Raw genomic sequence first — 17,795 nt, 5'->3', positions numbered from 1 at the left:
GAGAGAACCTTCCGATGTGAAGGGCAGAGTCAGCGCGATCTGGGAGTTCTGGGCCCCTTTTCTGTTCACGGTTTCGCTGTATCTCCTGCTCCGGCAGTTCGCCTTTGAAGCCCGCTACATCCCTTCAGGGTCGATGCTGCCAGGGCTTCAGGTTGGCGACAAGTTGATCGTCGAGAAGCTGTCCTACCGCTCCCGACCTCCTCAGCGGGGGGAGATCGTTGTGTTCAATTCTCCCAGTGCCTTTGATCCCGTTTGGAAATTGGAGGGGGGGCAACCCAATCCACTGAAGTGCGGCTTCGTTACCTTCCCTGGCATCAGCTGGGTTGTGGATCGTGTGCTGTTGCAGCGTTATCCCGAATGTGAGGCCTGGATCAAGCGGGTGGTGGGTGTTCCTGGTGATGTCGTGGAGGTGAACAGCCGTGGTGCCGTGAGCATCAACGGCAGGGCCTTCAACGAGCCCTACGTCACCAACTTCTGCTCCGAACGCGACGGAATGATTGGCTGCAAGGGCCTCTATGCCGTGGTCCCCGAAGGCAACGTTGTTGTTCTGGGCGACAACCGCCGCAACAGCCAGGACGCCCGTCGTTGGCCAGGCGGCCCATTTTTGCCAGACGATCAGATCATTGGCCGTGCCGTCTTCCGCTTCTGGCCCCCTTCGCGCATCGGTTCGCTCAGCAATTGAGGCCACAGGCCACAACGCGTCCCTGAAGCTCGCGGCCCAGCCAGGGAATGTTGGCGGCACGCGGTGCGCCGGGAGTGTTGCTGCTGATGCTCCAGCGTTGATCGGGATCGAACAGCAGCCAGCGCCGGCTGCCCTGCTCAAGCTGTTCAGGCGGCTGGTCGATCAGAGCCGAAGGCCCAAAGCTGAGGGCCTGCCAAAGATCTTCCGTGGTCAAGCGGCCCGGCCGCACCAGGGCATTCCACAGCGCAGCAAGCACCACATGGTGGCCGCTTAGGCCTGCGGGGCGCCGGTCGCCCGGCAACAGCATGTCCTCAGCATCCAGAGGAACAGCATGCACAGCCACGGCAGTGATCGTTCGATGCTGAACGGCCTGGATCAACTGCTCGCGATCGTCCGGGCCACCGAGGGAGGGGCAGACGCGCCAGCCCGGATCGCTGCTGGCCAGCATGCTGCGGTCGGTGAGGAGATGCCACCAGCTCACGCTGCTCAGGGGCGGGAACTCGCAGCCTGAAAGCTGCTGCACCGCAGCTGCTGTGGAGAGGTTCATCAGCCGCAGCTGTCGTTCCGGATGGCGTTGATGCAGCAGCAGCAACTGGCTGAGGGGAACGGTCTCACTGGTGATTGGATCCGCTGGCCACCCGGCCCGCAGCGTCTCCACGCCTTCCCGCACCAGCCCCTCCCCCTGCAGCACGGGATCCCGGGGTGCCACGAGCACTGGGCATCCCCCCATCTCTCCGAGCAGCAGTCCCCGTTCCAGCAACGGGGTTGGAACCACGGCGTCATCATCCGCCAGTCCGATGGCACCGTGTTCGAGAAGATCGCCGTGGGGGGCGAGTTCATCCGCCTTGCCGCCGCGGCTGAAGCCTCCCCAAAGGTGCAGACGAACCGTTGCTGTTTGATCCTGCTCGAGGCTGAATCCCTGGAGCCGCTCCGGACAATCGCGCCAGCTGCTGCTGCGGGGAAGCAGGCCAATCTGGCCATAGCCTCCTGCGGCGGCACAGTGGCGCAGGCTTACGGCTGTTTCTTGATCGCCACTGAAGGGGGTTTCAAGGATCGAATGCGGATCCACCAGGCAGGGGGCGACCAGTTGATCCGGTGCTGGGCTGGCCTTGATGCCTAGGCCCAGGGCCTGCTGCCGGGCTTCGTCGTCAAAGCCGACGAGCACCCCCTGGTGGATCAGGACTGCACCGAGCTTCACTGAATGTCCGGGGCCACGCAGGACGCGCACCGGATCCAGCAGCAAGGTGTCGTTCATGACGTCAGAGAGCGCCTGCTGCCGTGCGGTCAATCACGCTTCCGAAGTGGGAGGTGAGGTTGAGGCAGGTCACCACTGCAGGCTGGCCTGGATCGGCGGCGATGTCGACCACCGTGACACCACCGTTGCCTTGTTTGACGGCCCAGATGTCGGCCGGGGTCAGCCCCAACAGGTCGCAGAGGATCGTTTTGTTGACGGCGTCATGGGCTACCACCAGCACCGTTTCCTCAGGCTTCAGCTCGCCAGCGATCTCTCCCCAGCTCCGGACGGAACGGGCCCACACGTCCTGAATGGTTTCCCCTTCAGGCATCTGCACGGTTTCCGGAGCCCGTTTCCATGTGTCCAGCAGCTCCGACCAGTCCTCTCGGATTTCGGATTCGAGCTTGCCTTCCCAGACTCCGTGTCCGATCTCCACCAGTCCATCGATCTGGGTCAGGGGCACATCGGGATGGGCCTCGAGAATGATCTGGGCCGTTTCGGTTGGACGCGACAGCGTGCTGCTCCAGGCCCGATCGATGGGGATGTCTTTGAGGAAATCGCGGGCGGCCGCGGCTTGACGGCGACCGTTCTCATTCAGCGGAATATCGATCTGCCCTTGGAAGCGCCCGGCTTTGTTCCAGTCGGTTTCGCCGTGTCGCACCAAAATCAGTCTGGTGTTTTTACCTTTATTCGGCAACGGTTGCAGGTGTGTGGTGCTGTTCAGGCATTCGATCTGCACCTGGGGGCCGTTGTCTCCTGGCCGGATGTTGAAGACCGAAAGGGAGGTGTTGTCGACGCGGAGACGCCGGAAGCCGTGGTCGGGTTCCCCCAGCAACACCAGCATCAGGCAGCGCAGGATGGCGTTGTGGGCCACCACCAGCACCGTGTCGTTGCCGGTAGCGGAATGGCGCTCCAACAGCGTGATGATGAAGCCCCGCGCCTGTTCCATCAGCTCAGGCAGTGGCTTGTAGCTCGAACCATCACGACGCTGGAGCTCCAGCTCCATGGGCCGCTGCTTCCAGATCTTGTAGGCCTCCGTTGAGCCTTGCATCAGCTCGTCGATGGTCTGGCCGGACCAGGGCTCAAGATCCACTTCCAGCAGTCCGTCATCAAAGACGGGATCTGGGGTCTGGCCGCCTTGGGTCTCCAGCAGGCTCACCGTCGTCGCAGCCGCCCGCTGCAATGGAGAGCTGTAGACGGCCTGGATGCTCACGTCCTGAAGCGAGCGGCCCAGGGCCCGGGCCTGCTCATGCCCCTCCTCGCTGAGGTTCGAGAGATCATCGCGGCCCTGGATCCGCTGTTCCTTGTTGAAACTGCTGAGACCGTGGCGGACCAGAAGAAGACGAAGGGGCACGGTTCAGCGTCAGGGCGCGGCCATCGTATGGAAGCGGCCTTTCGGGGTGACAATCGTGGGCAGTTGACGCCCGCTGGTGCCCAGTTCCCCACAACCGGTTTCCCCGCGCTGGAAGGGACTTCTGGCGGCCTTGTCCCTCGCTTTGGCCGTTTTCATCTGGTTGTCGGGCTTGATGGACAGCCTCTCGCGACCTTCGGTGGCACCGGCCCTGAGCCTTCAGCAGCAGGAGCTGACGCTTCTTGCTGAACCAGCGGTGCCGCCCCCGTTGCGGGGCGCTCTCCTGGGGGAGTCGCCGCGGGATGCGCTGCTCAAGGCCCTGGAGGGCATCAGCCCAGAGGAGCGCAATGAGCGGCAGCAACAGATGCTTCTGTTGTTGAAGGGCCAAGGTTCCGCATCAGCGGAGCTCGATCGCCAAGGCGACGACCCGTTGCTTCAGCAGCTGCATTGCGAAGCGGGCGCCTCTGATACGGCGCTCTGCATCGATGCTGCAGCCGCGGGGCAAGCGGCGTTGCGTTTGGCCCTCAGCACGGTGCTACCCCTGGTGACGGCCCTGCTCGGTGGACTGTTGCTGCTTGGTCAGGCCTGGCGTCTGCTGCGAGGTCGGCTGATGGCCTGGCCCGATGTTCAGGGGCCGGAGCTGACCCTGGTTGATATGGCCCTGCTGGTGGCCGGTGGCTTTGTGGTGATCAGTGCCGTTGGCGTTCCGCTGGTGGCGTTTCCCTTGGTGGGTGCACTGACGGCGGGGCTGGGCAGTCCTCGTCGTGAAGCCGTCAGTGTGGTGATCAACTACGGCGTGATGGCCCTGCCGAGCCTGCTGATCCTCTGGCGGCAACTGCGTTCTTTGCCCGGGGAGAGGGCTCCACTGGGGGGATGGATGCAGTGGCACGTGCGTCCGTTGCTTTCAGCTCTGCGGGATGCCCTGGCGGGCTGGTTGATGGTGACGCCGGTGGTGATGCTCACGGGGTGGTTGCTGGTGCGCCTGGTCGGTGATCCCGGGGGCAGCAATCCGCTGTTGGAGTTGGTGCTCGGCAGCCGTGATCCGCTTGCCCTGGCCTTGCTTGCGCTCACTGCAGTTGTGCTGGCGCCACTGTTCGAGGAAACGATTTTCCGCGGTGCCTTGCTGCCGGTGTTGGCGACGCAAGTCGGTCCCCTCCCCGGGGTCCTCCTCAGTGGCCTGTTGTTTGCCATGGCCCACATCAGTGTTGGCGAGTTAGCGCCGCTCACGGTGTTGGGGGTTGGGCTTGGTTTGGTGCGACTGCGCAGCGGACGCCTGTGGCCCTCGGTGCTGATGCATGGGCTCTGGAACGCCGTGACGTTCCTGAACCTGCTGCTGCTCTGAACCTTGCCCCGCCTTTCTGCAGGTGGTTCACTGGCCTATTCGCCTGTGATCCCGGTGGTTGCCGCTCCGGAACAGCGTGCATCGACCACAGCTTTCGAGCTGATTCAAGGGTCACTGTCCTCCGGACGCATTGCACGACGCTCCCCTCTTCTTGGGGGGCTCCATCGCCTGATGGACGGCACGCTGCTGGGGTTGATTGCGGCGGTTGCCGTTCTGGCTGGTCTCACGCTGCACTGGCAGCATCGCTGGACTGTGGCCTTTCGCCTGCTGGAGGCAACCCGCACCCAGGCACAGCGGTTGACCGAATCAACCGCTGTGATGGAACAGCATCTGTTGCTGCGGTCTCAGCAGCCCAACCGCCTGGTGCCAACGCAGGTGGCCAATCTGGTGCATCTTGATCGCCCTGATCTGGGCGCGTTGCAAGCGTCCGCCTCCTCTCCCATGGCATCGCTACAGGCCCTGGGGAATCAGCCCATCCGGGCGGGGTACTGATGACGCGGGTGTCAGGGCGTCGACCCATCCGTTCGCGCCGCTCCCGCGCGCGGGTCGTTCCCCTGACCCAGGTTCCCCCCAAGCGGCTCTGGATCATCTTCTTGATCCTGGCGGCAGGCTTGCTGGGGCTGGTGGGTCGCATGGCCTGGCTGCAGTTGGTGCAAGCCCCCGACCTGGAGCAGCGTGCCCGTCAGCTGCAAACCCAGCGCACCCAACCCTTGGGGCAACGCCGTCCGATCGTCGATCGCACCGGCCGTTTGGTCGCGATGGATGAAAAGCGGTTCCGGCTCTGGGCCCATCCCCGCTACTTCAACATGCCGGGAGATGCCCCCAACCTTGTCCGCCCTGCCGAAGATGTGGCGGCGGTGTTGGCCGATCCCTTGGCTCGTCCTGCGCCTGCTCTGCTGAGGGCCATGGGAACCCAGGCCTCGGGGATCAAATTGGCTGAGGAGCTGGATCCGGAAACGGCCGATCGCATCCGGGCCCTTGGAATCAGCGGCCTTGATCTGGAGGCCTATCCCCAGCGGGTGTACCCCCAGGCGTCGTTGTTCGCCAACGTTGTGGGTTTTCTCAATGCGGAGCGGCAACCTCAAGCGGGTCTTGAGCAGAGCCGTAATGGGGATCTGGCTCGCCATGAGCAAACCCGATACCTCCGCCGGGGTGCTGATGGCACGCCGCTGCCGGCCAACCTCCCCCCGGGAGCCTTCTATGGCGATGATTTGCGCCTGCAGCTGACGCTGGATTCCAGGCTCCAGCAGGTGGCCCTCAAAGCTCTTGCGGAGCAGGTTGCCAAGTGGAAAGCCCAGAAGGGCGCCGCAATCGTGATGGATGCCACCAACGGTGAGTTGTTGGTGCTGGCATCGACACCCACCTATGACCCCAACCGCTACTGGGACTTCCCCACGGGGCGGTTTCGTGAATGGTCCGTTCAGGATCTCTATGAACCAGGCTCAACGTTCAAGCCGATCAACCTGGCCCTAGCCCTTCAGGACGGTTCCATTCAGGCGACGGATCGGGTGAATGATGTGGGCAAGCTGATGGTCGGTGGTTGGCCGATCAACAACCACGACAAAAAAGCCCATGGTTTGGTGGATTTCGCCACCGTGCTGCAGGTGTCAAGCAACGTCGGCATGGTCCAAGCCATGCGCCGTCTCGACGACGACGCCTACTGGAACTGGATGGAGCGTCTTGGCATCAATCAGCGTCCTGACACCGACCTCCCTGGAGCGGTGGCTGGTCAGCTCAAGAGCAAGAAGCAGTTCACCAGTCAGCCGATCGAGCCGGCGACGACGGCCTTTGGTCAGGGGTTTTCGCTCACACCGCTCAAGCTGGTGCAGCTGCACGGGATGCTGGCCAACGGTGGCAAGTTGATCAGTCCCCACATCACCCGTGGCTTTCGCTCGGGTGATGCCCTGGCTCCGGCGGCGGCACCCAGTGGTCAGCAGTTGCTGAACCCGGAGGTCACGCGCACGGTGCTCCAGTGGATGGAATCTGTGGTGGATCAGGGCAGTGGCAAGGGTGTGAAAACACCCGGCTACCGAATTGGTGGAAAAACAGGAACGGCGCAGAAAGCTCTCAATGGGATTTATCTCCCAGGAGCCAAGATCTGCAGCTTTGTGGCGACCTTGCCGATTGAGGATCCCCGTTATGTGGTGTTTGTGGTGGTGGATGAGCCCCAAGGCGAACACGCCTATGGCTCCACCGTGGCCGTTCCTGTCGCCAAACAGATCATTGATGCCTTGCTGGTTGTGGAGCGCATCGCCCCCTCAAAACCTGCTGAATTGAACAAGCTTTTGAACAGCTGACGCATCAAAAAGCGCGGCTACGTTACGGGTATTGAGCCGTCGTACATCATGGCCAGCCTGCTCGATCAGCTTTCACAAATGACCGTGGTCGTTGCCGACACGGGTGATTTGGAGGCGATCCGCAAGTTCACTCCTCGGGATGCCACCACCAACCCGTCGTTGATCTTGGCTGCTGCACAGATTCCGGCCTATCAGAGCCTGATTGATGAGGCTTTGCGCTCATCACGAAAGTTGATGGGCAGCGATGCAGCGGTGGAAGACGTGGTGCGCGAAGCGCTCGATGAGATCAGTGTGATCTTCGGCAAGGAGATCCTGAAGATTGTTCCCCGTCGTGTGTCAACGGAGGTGGATGCTCGCCTGAGTTTTGACACCGACGCCACGATTGAAAAAGGGCGCAAGCTGATTCGTCTGTACAACGATGCCGGCATCAGTAACGATCGGGTTCTGATCAAAATTGCTTCCACCTGGGAAGGCATCAAAGCTGCCGAGGTGCTGGAGAAAGAGGGGATTCACTGCAACCTCACGCTCCTGTTTGGTTTCGGTCAGGCCGTTGCCTGTGCAGAAGCCGGCGTCACTCTGATCTCCCCCTTCGTGGGGCGCATCCTGGATTGGTACAAGGCTGAAACCGGGCGCGACTCTTACCCCGGACCTGAGGATCCGGGTGTGATTTCGGTGACCAAGATCTTCAACTACTACAAGACCCACGGCTATGGCACGGAGGTGATGGGGGCGAGTTTCCGCAACATTGATGAGATCACGGAGTTGGCCGGTTGTGATCTGCTCACGATTTCACCGAAGTTGTTGGATCAGCTCCGTGAGACTGATGCTGTGCTGACTCAGAAATTGGATGCCACCCATCCCACCGATGGCGAAGCCAAGATCCACGTCGATCGCGCCACCTTTGATGCACTGATGCAGGACGATCGGATGGCCAGCGACAAACTCACCGAGGGCATTAAAGGCTTCAGCAAGGCCATTGAAACGCTGGAGCATCAACTGGCCCATCGTCTGGCTGAACTGGAGGGTGGATCCGCCTTTCGCCACGCCGTTTCCGAGATCTTCATGCTCAACGACATGAATGGTGATGGCTCGATCACCCGTGACGAATGGCTCGGAAGTGATGCCATCTTTGATGCCCTCGATCAGGACCACGACGGTCTGATCTCACAGGAGGACGTTCGCCAAGGCTTTGGCGCAGCTCTGACGCTGACCTCTGTCTGAGTCGTGCTGGTTCCATGCATGCCCTCGACACCATGCGTGCTTTGGCCAGCAAGGCCGAAGTGATTCATCTCAATCAGGGTGACGTTCTGTTTCGTACCGGCGAAACCGGCACCTGCATGTATGGCTTGCTGGAGGGATCGGTGCGGCTCACCTGGATCGATTCAGCAGGCCATGAGGGACATGAAGACATCCCTGTGGGTCATGTGTTCGGCGCGGGGGCCTTGGTGATGGAAGACCATCAGCGTCTGAGCACCGCCACGGCCACCAGTGACTGCCGTTTGATTGCCATGAACCGCGACAAGTTCCTGTTTGCGGTTCAGGAGACGCCGATGTTCGCAGTGCAACTCCTTGCATCGATTGATGCCCGTTTGCGGGACATCAAATTGGCCGATGGATGATCGCGGGCGGGCCGATGCGGCGAAAGGGCGAGAACGTTATTGATTCGGCTCCGCAGCCGACCGGTAGGCGGCGGGCACGAGCACCAGAAACAGCAGCCACCAGGCAAGTACGCCCAGGCTCAGGGGAAGGCTGATCCAGAGGCGGTGCAGCAGCGCCCAGGACCCGCCGACCATCAGCATTCCCGTAGAGATGATCGACCAGGGCTGGCACCACCAGGGTTTCAGCGACCAGAAGGGAGGCTGTTTCTGAGGTGGCTGCTCCGGCTGTTCAGCGGAGGGCGTCGAGTTCACCGGCGGCTTGCATGGCGGCGAGATCGTCGTAGCCACCAATCACTGATCCGTCGATGAACACCTGGGGGAAGGTGGTCATCCCACTGCGCTGCTGCACGGCCTGGAAGGCTGCGTCGTCGTTGACGGTAGTGACGTTGTGGGGCAGATCCAGGGTTCTCAGGATGCGCAGGGCGCGGCTGCACCAGGGGCATCCCGGCAGCACGGCGATCTCGATCCTTGGAGCTGCTGCTGCTGCCGTTTGACGCGCGGGGCGGCCTTCGCGTTGCTCCAGCACGCCAATCAGCAGATCGACGCCCTTCTGCACGATCGTGCCGGGCTCCAGGTGGCCTCCCCACACCTGACAGGCCCCATCCGAGAGGCTCAGGTGCAGGTGCACGCCCTCGGGGGAAAAGGTTCCATTGAGGGTGATTACCTCAAGATCGCCCTCCAGCATGGTGGGCTCCGCTTGGCCGGGGCACTGGAACGAAGCCTTGGTCAGGTTGCCGACCACGCCAAGAACAAAGCCGCTGATGCCGTCCCGCTGGGCCAGTTCTTCGAGGCTGAGGCGCAGATCACTGCCGGGAGCAAGCTTCAGCGGCAGGGGTTGCATGGCGCCTCAAAAAGTGTGTCCAAGATTACGCAATCCTGTCCAGCACGATATCGTTTATTTGATGTGAGCATATTTTCACGAAATCGTGTCTCTCCTTCAGGATTTGGTTCAGGAGCTGCAGCAGCGGATTGAAGGCCAGGCCGCGGCTCCCAGCACGGCTGCGGTGGCGGATGCGGCTGGTTCCGAGCGCATCAACGTCACCCTGCCCCGCGGGGTGATGGATGACCTCAAGCGTCATGCCCTCGCTGAGGGGCGCAGTTGCGGCAATCTGGCCGCCTACCTGTTGGAAGAGGCCCTGCGTCGTCATCGCCCTCTGGGCTGAGGGGCTGAGTGGGCTGAGGCTTCCGTTTCAATCCAGCAGCCGGTTGGCAATGGCTGCAACCTTCCCCTGCCGTTGCAATTTGAGAATGGAGACGTCCATGGGCGTGCGCAGGGGGCTGTCCGGTTTGATCACAAAGCCGTAGGTCTCTTCCGACAGGGTGAAGGGGGCGAGGCGAAGGGCGAGATCGGGATTGTTTTTGAGGTGGTAGCGAATGGCCGGTCGATCAAAGATCAAGGCATCAGCCTTCTGATCCACCAACAGTTGTACGGCGCTGCTGAGGTTGGTGGCGCTAACGAGCCGCATGTCGCCGCGTTGGGCAAGCTCCATGCCACTGGTGCCCTCCACCACAGCAACCCGACGTCCGTTCAGTTGTGCAGGAGCGCTGATGGCCGATTCGGTGGCACCGGAGAGGAACAGGGTGAATGCCGAAGCAAGGCTGGCGGTGAGGGACGACACCGCGATCAGGGAGATCACCATCCAGGCGCCGGTGATGCCCCGGCCGGTTCGTGTGATCGGCGCTTTGTCGCCGTAGCCCACCGTGGTCAAGGTCACCAGGGCGAACCACATGCCGCTGCTGATGCCTGGTAGCCAGTTCCGCGGAAACTGCTCACTGTTGCGGTTGCGTTCCGCCAGCCAGATCAGGCTGCCCACCACCAGAAGAACGCTGATCAGCACCAGCACCGAAGAGATCACCGCCCAGCCGAAGAACACCTGCACGCGGCTCAGGATCGAGGGCGGGCGCATCGGCAGCAACACCCCGGATTTGCCCAGGTAGTAGGGCTGGGTGAAGTCAATGCCTGGCATGGCCAGGCGGCGTGAGGTGATGCTGATCGGGCCCACCAGCACGTCGATCTCACCGTCATCCACCGCCTCAATTCCGGCTTTGGGGGATGGCTGCTCCACCAGCTCGTAGCTGAGGTTGTTGTCTTCGGCGACGCGGCGCCAGATGTTGAGGCTGATGCCGCTGAGCTGATCGCCGTTCTTGATCACGAAGGGGGCCGATCCACTGATCCCCACCTTCAGTTGATTGGCTTGTAGGGGCAGTGCGTTGCCGAAGCAGGCCAGCGCGAGAACGACGGAACAGCGCCGGACCCTTCGCATCAGCGCTGTTCCAGACGACGCACTATCACGGCCATTGCCGCCAGGGAACCCGCCAGCGCGATCAGCAGGGCAACGGTCATGGAAGGCTCAGGACAACGATGGTGCGCTCAGGTTGGCATCCCTCGCCCCAAGCAGCCAGTCGGCAACTTCCATCCTCAGGGCGTAGGCACATTCGAAACGACCTTCCTCTTCCAGCAGGCTCAAGCGTTGTTCGAGCGTGCGCAGGGTTGAACCCGCGACCTGGTGTAGGCCATTGCTCCGCGCCAAAATGAGTCTTCTGGAGGCCCCCGAAGCTTGCGGCACGACGTCAGCCATCCAATGCAGCCAGCGCTACAGATCTGCGATCTGCACCGTTCATGAACGCATTGGAGTGGTCCTGGGGCGACAGCCCACTCACGTTCCTGCCCCAGCGGGCCCTGTGGCGGGCTGAGGGGCGGGAGCTGTTTGTTGCCGATCTGCATCTCGGCAAGGCCGAGGTGTTCCAGGCCCACGGCATCCCCATGCCCAGCGATGGGGATCAAGGCACCCTGAATCCGCTGCTGGAGCTCTGCCATGCCTGGTCACCGCAGCGCTTGTTCGTGCTGGGTGATCTCGTGCATGCCCGGATCGGTATCACTGCTTCCCTGCGCGAAACCCTGCTGGCGCTGCCCGATCTCTGTGGTTGCCCGGTGGTGCTGATCGGTGGCAACCATGACCAGGACAGCTGGATTGAAGGCTTGCCCCAGCAGCCTTCTCAGCGTCTGGGCAGTCTCTGGTTGAGCCATATGCCCGAACGGGTGCCGGAGCCGGAGTTGTTGAACGTGTGCGGTCACCTGCACCCCACCACCAGGATTCGAAGCCGTTCCGATCAGTTGCGTTTGCCCTGCTTCGCCTTTGATCCGGATGGGCCGCGTCTGGTGATCCCTTCCTTCGGGCAGTTGACGGGAGGCCATGACTGCGGCGAGCGTTACCAGCAATGGCTGGTGGCCGAAGGGTCCATCGTTCCTTGGTTCGATCCAATCCCCAACAACCGAGAGCGAAGGGTCGCGTGACTCAGCCTGTTGCGCCGCGACCCAGGCCCCGATCCAAGCGCAGGATCCGTCTGCGCAAGCGCTGGCTGTTGCTGGCCATGCCGTTTGTGGTGTTCGGCGGCCTGATCGCCTTGGCGCCTGTGGCACCTGAGCGCTCCGAGCTGCAGGAGCAAGCTGTTCGTTCGGCCGAGCAGCGCGGCCGGGATGCCAAGCCGTTCCGCTACATCCCCGACGATGAGGTCTACGCGTTTGATCTCGATCCACGGCGGGTGCGCTTCGGGCTGCTGGAGGGTTGGGATCGCGAACAGGACGCCTACCAGGACAGCGCTGCCCTGGCCTACATGTCCGGCCCGATGTACGAACGCCATGTGGACGACGATGGCCGGGAGATCACGGTCCCCCTGGGGGATCTGAAATTCGGCAAGCAGGTCTGGCGCGGTCGTAACCGTTCGGCTTCACGCCAACGGGCTTTCGTCGGCATCCGCCGCGACGGCAGCATTGATTTCGGCTATGGGGAGCTGACCGATGAGCGCAGCCGCACCTACGACACCTTCATCGGCGGCCTTCACAGCCTTTACAACGACATCGAGGCTCCGCCGGAGAGCTACAAGGGGGCCTACAGCATCAGCATGGGCCAGCGCATCCGCTATTACCTGCCGCGGATCCGCATGGTGATGGGCCTGCGTCAGGACGGCCACATGGAGGTGCTGATGAGCCGTGATGGCCTCACCCTCGAGCAGACCAAAGACCTCGCCCGTCGCCGGGGCTATCTGGCGGCCTACATGCCCGACCATGCCTCGAAGAGTCGTTTGATCATCCCTGGGGTGAAGGGCTTCACCGAAGAAGACGCCAACTGGATCAGCGGCGGTGCCACCAGCTTTGTGCATGTGCCCTATCTGCTGCGGTTGAGCCCTCGCCAGATCCCCCTGCAGGGCAATCTGATTGCGGCGCTGACGCCCAAGCTCGCGCTGGATGAGGGTTGCGATGGCCCGCTCGACTGTGTGTCGTCTTTCGGCAATCACCTCGCCGATCGCGCCCTGGCGGGACTGAACCGGGTGATGGAACAGGGCGTGGAACCCCTGGCCCGGATGATCTGGGGGCCCTCCAACACCCTCACCAAGCCGGGTTTGCCCGCGGATGCCGACGACCGCAGCGTCGATCTGGACCGTGCGCCCCTGCGGGAACCCCCGATCACGGCGGATCCTTTGGTGTTGCGCGAGCCGCCGGCTGTGATCCGGGGGGCGGAGCCGGTTGAACTCGGTTCCGATGACAGCTGGACAGAGCCGCAGCTGTTTGTGCCGTTGCCCCCCGATCTGCCGCCGCCGATTGTGCTCGATGAGCCGATGCTCAACCCCGCCGAGGTTCTGCTGGATGAGCCCGCCCCATCGGTGATGCCGCCGCCAGCTCTGCCGCCCCTGCCGCCGGTGCCCGTGCCGCCTGTTCAGGATTGAGCTTTGGATGCCGTTTGGTCCTGGTGGTCGATCCCCAGCACGCAACGTCGGGTGTTGGTGGCCCATCTCGCTCAGCCCCCGTCGCGCGCTGAGCAGCGGACCTTGAGCGACAGCCTCACCTGCCGGCTGTTCGCCGATGCAGGCCAGATGGTTTCTGGTGATGACATCGGCCGCACGATCTACGGCAAGCCGCAGCTGCGCAATTCCCCGCTGCACCACAGCATTTCCAACACCGGATCCCTCAGTATCGGCGTGGTGGGGCCAGATCCGATTGGCATTGATGTGGAGGCGCTGGACCGGCCGTTGCGTGTGGCGTCTGACCTGCTGACGCGGCGCATGTTTGCCTCGGCCGCAGAAGCGACGGACTGCCTGGAGCATTGGACGCTGATTCAGGCCTGGACGGCGAAGGAGGCTGTGTTGAAGGCAGCGGGTTTAGGGCTGGGCGGCGGACTGGCGAACGTGACCATCGCTCCGGACGGGGCCGCGGCATGGCTGCATGGTTCGCGTTATTCGCTACGCCTCTGGACCCAGGAGGGCTTCAGCGTTGCGGTCGCTGAGGGCATCCGTGGCTAGAGGAAGGGATGGAGCATCGAGCAACAGCGTGAGATCTCTTCTGCAGCAACGTCTCGCCAAGGCCAACAACTTTCAGAAGGCGTTGATCACGTCTCTGCTCGCCTGGGTGGCCCTGGGGGTATGGAGCTATCTGATCGTCGTGCCGATCCTTTCAGCTGTCGCGTTCCTCTGGCTCGGGGTGACGGGCTGGCTGGTGTGGCGGATCTGGCGCAAACCCGTCGGCTGAGCTAGGGAATTGCGGTTCAGCAACTTAGAGTTCCGGCCGGTTTTGGTTCGTGTTCGGTGGAATTCACGGTGGTGATTCTGAGTGAGCAGGTTGGCTCCTACCCAAAAATCAACTGGACGGAATGGAAAGATCGCAACCGCAAGCAGATGAAAAGTCAGGGTGATGTGTGGTCGATGGCAACACTGTCTGGAGCCTCAATCTGGGATTGTTTGGACAACAACAAGATCGACCGACTCCACCTTGTGCAGTGGAAACCAGTTGACGACACGATGTATCAAGTGAGCTTGCCGCGCCGCTGAGATTGAACTAGCAACCAACGGTTCTTTGATATTTAATTAATCACAAAAAAGCACCTGTTCGATCCGAGAAGGTGCTTTTTGATTAATGCTGAGGATCAGTCTTTTTTCTTTTAGAGAAGGAAGAGGAAGACCACCGTAAACATGGAACCCAGCAGGAAGATCGAGTCCTCCTTGCGGTTGATGTCAAAGGGCTCGTGGGGCTCTGGAATCATGGGAAGAGCTGTTGAAGCCGGCAAGCTAGAGGACTCGGCTGTCCCTCGGCGGTTTGATGCTGTTTCAACCGCGCTAATCCGTATGCCGAGCTCCATTCCATTGCGCACTCGTTAACACGTCTTGGAGTTGATCAACCGCAAGCTGCTTTGCATCATTCCAGTCGTGGTCTGAGAGTCTGATCAGATATTCGTGCTGAGTGCCTGATCCTCTTTGCCTTGAGGTGATGATTGAAACGTCGTCGTAGGTGATGGGAAATGGGTTGCCAGCTGGTGCTCCAAGGGCAGCCTCTAGGGCGAACAACAAAAAATCAAAAATCACTGGATTGAAATATTCTTCGCTTTCATCCAGACCCCCACAAGCCAGCATTTGTTCTCTGGTTTGTGGGGTGTAGGTCACAAAGGAAAAGCAGCAGGGATCACCGGTGGCTTGCAGGTAGAGCCCTTTGAACCGACGCGTGTTCATCAATCAGCCTGCCGCCAGATGGGAGAGTTGGGATCCCAGACTGGTTTGGCGTAGGTGCCCTTCAGTTGTTGTTGAGGCTGATCGATGCCCAGTTGGCTATGGCATTGGCTTGCGAATTCAATCGAGTTTTTGTGGTATTCCTTCCAGGGCGCCAAGGTTTTGCCATTCCAGATCGGCGGCAAGCCTGTTTCTTTGAGCAGCTGATCAAAGGCGTCAAAGTGGGCCTGGAGTTGCTCGTCCGTGAGTACAGCCTCTGGCCGCGGCACCTTTAGAGCCTGTTTGAAGGGTGCGCTCTCCATGCATGTCTCGAAGCTTTTTGTGAGTTCCGCTTGATGGCTCCAGGCCTTCTGTTGGACCACTCCAAAGACAACCAGGCCTACCAGCATGAGGCCGATCGCGATGATCGCGCTGAGATGACCAGCCGGCTCTCTGGTGTTGTCCATTGGCTGGCTGCCCCCCCCCCCCAGCCAAGCCTAAGAAGGCTTTTTTTCTCCGGGTCCCACCACCGAGAGGTTCGTCCGAGCAGACTTGAACTCCTTGTTCTGCCTGCGGATGCGAGTTCTGCTCACGGCTCTCCTCTCACTCGCTGCTTGTGCGTTGGTGCTGGCGACTGGGGCGAAGAGCACCGAGCGTTTCACGACCCACATCGGTTCGCGGTTGCCGCCAGCAGAGCTGAATTGCGTCCAGTCAGGGCACGTTCAAACGGATGAGGGGCGCCGGCTCAGCGTTTTCAAATGTCCGGTTTGAGGCTGGTCAGATAAGGGTGATTGTGCCAATGGCCCATTGCCTACTAAGCAATTCGAGGCCAATCAGGGGGCTGCTTAGGGGCATCACGTCGAGCAAGGTGCGCCGGATCCTGAACGCCACAGCGGAGGTCGCCTGATGCGGAGTGCTGCAAGCGACAACGAAGGCTGAGCCTTCAACCCAAGATGTGCCGAATGGCTACCTTCTCCATGGCATCCAAGTTCTTCCACGTTCACCACGAGTTCCGCGCAGGCAAAGCTCAGCAGTGGTGGGAGACGGCCCAAGCAGCCATGGCTCCAGGTGGTGGCTGGGATGAGGCGGTAGCCAAAAACCTAGAGGCTGGGTTCTACAACCATTCGTTCTGTCCCGTTGGCCCTGAAGGCCCTGCCTTCTGCATCTGGGAAGTCCGTGAAGGAATCACAGCGGAGGAGTTTCAGGAATTTATCGATGGCCCCAATGGCGTGAACTTCGGATTGGGGGCATGGATGAACATCTGCCGGGAGATCAATGTTGAGATGGCAGGAAACCCCCCGTATCCGAGAAAGTTCTGAATCACCGCACGGGCGGACGTCACCGGCCCCAGCCTGTTTTTTTCTCTTGGCAACAAAATGCCGAGGTTGGTATCGATTCACGCTGAATCGACTGGTGTCACTGGCGTATTTGAGGTGCGTCACGTTCTGGAGGGCTCCGGGCGGGACACGGACCCATGTCAGCGGCAACTGCTGGGTCCGTCTGTCTTAGCGAAAATGATTGCTACTCAGCGCACTGGCGGGGGGCAGCAGTATGAATCAGGCCCACTTTTTATTGAACTGTTTTCGCGCTGTTCGTTCCATTTGCCAGCCCGACCAACTTCTCCACTCAATCTCCGCTGCCGTCAGGTGTTGGTCAGCGAGCGATTCAGTTTGATGTTCCTGGGTATCAAACCGGATGGGGCAAGTAGGTCCAGAATTCACATCGACCTCCCGATCTGGATCAACCCTGTCTTGCAGGGTGACCCATTGGAAGTTGTTCTTGTTACCGATGCCAATTGATAGGTATTTCAATCGAATGGGAGGTCTAGATAGATGGGCATCGCTAATGGACTGTGTACCTGTCATTGATGACACAAAAAACACGCAGCCCTATGGCTACTCAGAAGGCAGCACCATCGTGTGAGCAAGCTATGCGCTATTCCACCACCAAGGCCATCAACCTCGAAGCCCACATCGCTCGTAACCGTGAGCTAATCGCCAAGACCCACAAGTCATCTTCACCTCGGCCTCCTAGGCGGTGACGCAGAACCCAAAGCCGATCCTGTTTTTCTATACGTCAAGGCAGGCATGACGGTGATCGTTGACGACGGCAAGGACTGGCGCATTGACTCAGTGGGCTGACAGCGCGGTCGCTGCGTAACTACAGCTCTGGGTATTAATTCTCATCGTGGGGATTAAATCCACAGTCATGCCAACGAGTTTTCTAAATTTTCTACTGAATGAGCTTCATTCTCCGGTTTACTCGGCTGGATTATTTGATAAGGCGGGTAATGCACGACCCGCCTTTTTTATGTGCTTGTTTGACCCAATTTCAGCGCCGTCTTTGAGAACGCAAGTTCAGCAACGTGTTGATTGCCGCCAACGTGACCAAACAGGTGAGGCAAAAATCCTTGTAATCCATTGAGCATTGAGCAAGCCCCGCAGATTGCCACGTCGCCCCTGGGTCACATCGCTATGAGGGTCTGATTTGCACGCTGACCGCGTATCAAATGACGCGCCTAGGCCCTGAGACCTTAGTTAATTTCGGGATGAAGCACCTTGACTCAGCCTTCTTCAGTGGCTCGTACGGCGTCTTAAAAGGCCGTGTCGCAATGGTTATCGCCGCGATCATGTTCGCGCTGGTTTTCGTTGGCGGTGCCAACGCTGGTGATTGCTCCCGCAGCCAGTCAGCTGACGCACCAGCTACAAAGGGTTACCACTAAGCCTGATTGCGCTGGGGTCTAAGTCTTGGCCACCC

Annotated in this window: 21 protein-coding genes; 13 read left to right on the top strand and 8 right to left on the bottom strand. The window is 60.8% G+C overall.

The window, feature by feature from the left end:
- Positions 1 to 16 precede the first annotated feature (16 nt).
- A complete protein-coding gene (gene lepB, locus DXY33_RS05810; protein ID WP_115132117.1) occupies positions 17 to 682 on the top strand; it encodes a signal peptidase I in 666 nt (221 codons plus the stop codon).
- Here the strand turns inward: lepB and DXY33_RS05805 are convergent.
- Both DXY33_RS05805 and DXY33_RS05800 read right to left on the bottom strand, forming a co-directional pair.
- On the bottom strand, positions 672 to 1,937 hold the full coding sequence (locus DXY33_RS05805) for a dihydroorotase (RefSeq protein WP_115132255.1): 1,266 nt from the start codon (positions 1,935 to 1,937) through the stop codon (positions 672 to 674). The genes lepB and DXY33_RS05805 overlap by 11 nt on opposite strands.
- A gap of 4 nt (positions 1,938 to 1,941) precedes the next feature.
- A complete protein-coding gene (locus DXY33_RS05800) occupies positions 1,942 to 3,270 on the bottom strand; it encodes a histidine phosphatase family protein (protein WP_115132116.1) in 1,329 nt (442 codons plus the stop codon).
- 76 nt (positions 3,271 to 3,346) lie between these two features.
- On the opposite strand from DXY33_RS05800, the gene DXY33_RS05795 reads away from it, so the two are divergent.
- Genes DXY33_RS05795 through DXY33_RS05775 form a run of 5 tightly spaced genes read left to right on the top strand, consistent with a single transcriptional unit; the run spans position 3,347 to position 8,525 of the window.
- Positions 3,347 to 4,609, top strand: a complete 1,263-nt coding sequence (locus DXY33_RS05795) for a CPBP family intramembrane glutamic endopeptidase (protein ID WP_115132115.1) — start codon at positions 3,347 to 3,349, stop codon at positions 4,607 to 4,609.
- A gap of 3 nt (positions 4,610 to 4,612) precedes the next feature.
- The gene (locus DXY33_RS05790) at positions 4,613 to 5,101 is read left to right on the top strand and encodes a hypothetical protein (RefSeq protein ID WP_244275886.1); all 489 of its coding nucleotides are present in this window, start codon (positions 4,613 to 4,615) and stop codon (positions 5,099 to 5,101) included.
- Complete coding sequence (locus DXY33_RS05785; protein ID WP_115132114.1) at positions 5,101 to 6,906, top strand: penicillin-binding protein 2; 1,806 nt, start codon at positions 5,101 to 5,103, stop codon at positions 6,904 to 6,906. Before DXY33_RS05790 ends, DXY33_RS05785 begins: the two co-directional genes overlap by 1 nt.
- 48 nt (positions 6,907 to 6,954) lie before the next feature.
- Positions 6,955 to 8,127, top strand: a complete 1,173-nt coding sequence (locus tag DXY33_RS05780; protein ID WP_114987958.1) for a transaldolase — start codon at positions 6,955 to 6,957, stop codon at positions 8,125 to 8,127.
- Positions 8,128 to 8,141: 14 nt separating this feature from the next.
- The gene (locus DXY33_RS05775; protein WP_115132113.1) at positions 8,142 to 8,525 is read left to right on the top strand and encodes a cyclic nucleotide-binding domain-containing protein; all 384 of its coding nucleotides are present in this window, start codon (positions 8,142 to 8,144) and stop codon (positions 8,523 to 8,525) included.
- A 36-nt stretch (positions 8,526 to 8,561) separates the two neighbouring features.
- Here DXY33_RS05775 and DXY33_RS05770 read toward each other — a convergent pair whose 3' ends face one another.
- Together DXY33_RS05770 and DXY33_RS05765 are read right to left on the bottom strand one after the other, a co-directional pair.
- Positions 8,562 to 8,816 (bottom strand): DUF6737 family protein, encoded by a 255-nt coding sequence (locus tag DXY33_RS05770; protein ID WP_115132112.1) that lies wholly within the window; start codon positions 8,814 to 8,816, stop codon positions 8,562 to 8,564.
- Entirely contained in the window at positions 8,794 to 9,405 is a 612-nt protein-coding gene (locus DXY33_RS05765; RefSeq protein ID WP_115132111.1) for a PCC domain-containing protein, read from the bottom strand. The genes DXY33_RS05770 and DXY33_RS05765 overlap by 23 nt, the downstream gene beginning before the upstream one ends.
- Before the next feature lie 85 nt (positions 9,406 to 9,490).
- Here DXY33_RS05765 and DXY33_RS05760 point away from each other — a divergent pair, with 85 nt between their 5' ends.
- Entirely contained in the window at positions 9,491 to 9,727 is a 237-nt protein-coding gene (locus DXY33_RS05760) for a CopG family transcriptional regulator (protein WP_115009451.1), read from the top strand.
- 27 nt (positions 9,728 to 9,754) lie between these two features.
- Here DXY33_RS05760 and DXY33_RS05755 read toward each other — a convergent pair whose 3' ends face one another.
- The gene (locus tag DXY33_RS05755) at positions 9,755 to 10,828 is read right to left on the bottom strand and encodes a transporter substrate-binding domain-containing protein (protein WP_115132110.1); all 1,074 of its coding nucleotides are present in this window, start codon (positions 10,826 to 10,828) and stop codon (positions 9,755 to 9,757) included.
- Between the two features lie 87 nt (positions 10,829 to 10,915).
- Positions 10,916 to 11,143 carry a hypothetical protein gene (locus tag DXY33_RS05750; RefSeq protein ID WP_115132109.1) on the bottom strand — a complete coding sequence of 76 codons (228 nt, stop codon included), beginning with the start codon at positions 11,141 to 11,143 and terminating at the stop codon, positions 10,916 to 10,918.
- A gap of 41 nt (positions 11,144 to 11,184) precedes the next feature.
- On the opposite strand from DXY33_RS05750, the gene pdeM reads away from it, so the two are divergent.
- The 5 genes from pdeM to DXY33_RS05725 are packed head-to-tail and all read left to right on the top strand — an operon-like array spanning position 11,185 to position 14,387.
- Complete coding sequence (pdeM, locus tag DXY33_RS05745; RefSeq protein WP_115132108.1) at positions 11,185 to 11,859, top strand: ligase-associated DNA damage response endonuclease PdeM; 675 nt, start codon at positions 11,185 to 11,187, stop codon at positions 11,857 to 11,859.
- Complete coding sequence (locus DXY33_RS05740; protein ID WP_115132107.1) at positions 11,856 to 13,289, top strand: hypothetical protein; 1,434 nt, start codon at positions 11,856 to 11,858, stop codon at positions 13,287 to 13,289. Before pdeM ends, DXY33_RS05740 begins: the two co-directional genes overlap by 4 nt.
- 3 nt (positions 13,290 to 13,292) lie before the next feature.
- A complete protein-coding gene (locus tag DXY33_RS05735) occupies positions 13,293 to 13,862 on the top strand; it encodes a 4'-phosphopantetheinyl transferase superfamily protein (protein ID WP_115132106.1) in 570 nt (189 codons plus the stop codon).
- A gap of 28 nt (positions 13,863 to 13,890) precedes the next feature.
- The gene (locus DXY33_RS05730) at positions 13,891 to 14,088 is read left to right on the top strand and encodes a hypothetical protein (RefSeq protein ID WP_115132105.1); all 198 of its coding nucleotides are present in this window, start codon (positions 13,891 to 13,893) and stop codon (positions 14,086 to 14,088) included.
- 56 nt (positions 14,089 to 14,144) lie between these two features.
- The gene (locus DXY33_RS05725) at positions 14,145 to 14,387 is read left to right on the top strand and encodes a hypothetical protein (protein ID WP_170950959.1); all 243 of its coding nucleotides are present in this window, start codon (positions 14,145 to 14,147) and stop codon (positions 14,385 to 14,387) included.
- Between the two features lie 285 nt (positions 14,388 to 14,672).
- Here DXY33_RS05725 and DXY33_RS05720 read toward each other — a convergent pair whose 3' ends face one another.
- The gene (locus DXY33_RS05720; RefSeq protein WP_115132104.1) at positions 14,673 to 15,062 is read right to left on the bottom strand and encodes a hypothetical protein; all 390 of its coding nucleotides are present in this window, start codon (positions 15,060 to 15,062) and stop codon (positions 14,673 to 14,675) included.
- Positions 15,062 to 15,505: a hypothetical protein gene (locus DXY33_RS05715; RefSeq protein WP_115132103.1), complete on the bottom strand. Its 444-nt coding sequence runs from the start codon at positions 15,503 to 15,505 to the stop codon at positions 15,062 to 15,064. The genes DXY33_RS05720 and DXY33_RS05715 overlap by 1 nt, the downstream gene beginning before the upstream one ends.
- Before the next feature lie 510 nt (positions 15,506 to 16,015).
- Here DXY33_RS05715 and DXY33_RS05710 point away from each other — a divergent pair.
- Entirely contained in the window at positions 16,016 to 16,357 is a 342-nt protein-coding gene (locus DXY33_RS05710; RefSeq protein WP_115132252.1) for a hypothetical protein, read from the top strand.
- The last annotated feature ends 1,438 nt before the right edge of the window (positions 16,358 to 17,795 follow it).

This window comes from Synechococcus sp. N26 (assembly GCF_900473975.1).
Classification (GTDB): Bacteria; Cyanobacteriota; Cyanobacteriia; order PCC-6307; family Cyanobiaceae; genus Parasynechococcus.
The sequence above is the reverse complement of the archived record's forward strand: the minus strand, read 5'-3'. Positions and strand labels throughout refer to the sequence as shown.

What these genes read in the sequence shown, in the direction of transcription:
- DXY33_RS05805 (WP_115132255.1), bottom strand. Translation starts at nt 1,937, where the DNA reads ATGAACGACACCTTGCTGCTGGATCCGGTGCGCGTCCTGCGTGGCCCC.
- DXY33_RS05785 (WP_115132114.1), top strand. Translation starts at nt 5,101, where the DNA reads ATGACGCGGGTGTCAGGGCGTCGACCCATCCGTTCGCGCCGCTCCCGC.
- DXY33_RS05780 (WP_114987958.1), top strand. Translation starts at nt 6,955, where the DNA reads ATGGCCAGCCTGCTCGATCAGCTTTCACAAATGACCGTGGTCGTTGCC.
- DXY33_RS05775 (WP_115132113.1), top strand. Translation starts at nt 8,142, where the DNA reads ATGCATGCCCTCGACACCATGCGTGCTTTGGCCAGCAAGGCCGAAGTG.
- DXY33_RS05765 (WP_115132111.1), bottom strand. Translation starts at nt 9,405, where the DNA reads ATGCAACCCCTGCCGCTGAAGCTTGCTCCCGGCAGTGATCTGCGCCTC.
- DXY33_RS05755 (WP_115132110.1), bottom strand. Translation starts at nt 10,828, where the DNA reads ATGCGAAGGGTCCGGCGCTGTTCCGTCGTTCTCGCGCTGGCCTGCTTC.
- DXY33_RS05750 (WP_115132109.1), bottom strand. Translation starts at nt 11,143, where the DNA reads ATGGCTGACGTCGTGCCGCAAGCTTCGGGGGCCTCCAGAAGACTCATT.
- pdeM (WP_115132108.1), top strand. Translation starts at nt 11,185, where the DNA reads ATGAACGCATTGGAGTGGTCCTGGGGCGACAGCCCACTCACGTTCCTG.
- DXY33_RS05720 (WP_115132104.1), bottom strand. Translation starts at nt 15,062, where the DNA reads ATGAACACGCGTCGGTTCAAAGGGCTCTACCTGCAAGCCACCGGTGAT.
- DXY33_RS05715 (WP_115132103.1), bottom strand. Translation starts at nt 15,505, where the DNA reads ATGGACAACACCAGAGAGCCGGCTGGTCATCTCAGCGCGATCATCGCG.
- DXY33_RS05710 (WP_115132252.1), top strand. Translation starts at nt 16,016, where the DNA reads ATGGCATCCAAGTTCTTCCACGTTCACCACGAGTTCCGCGCAGGCAAA.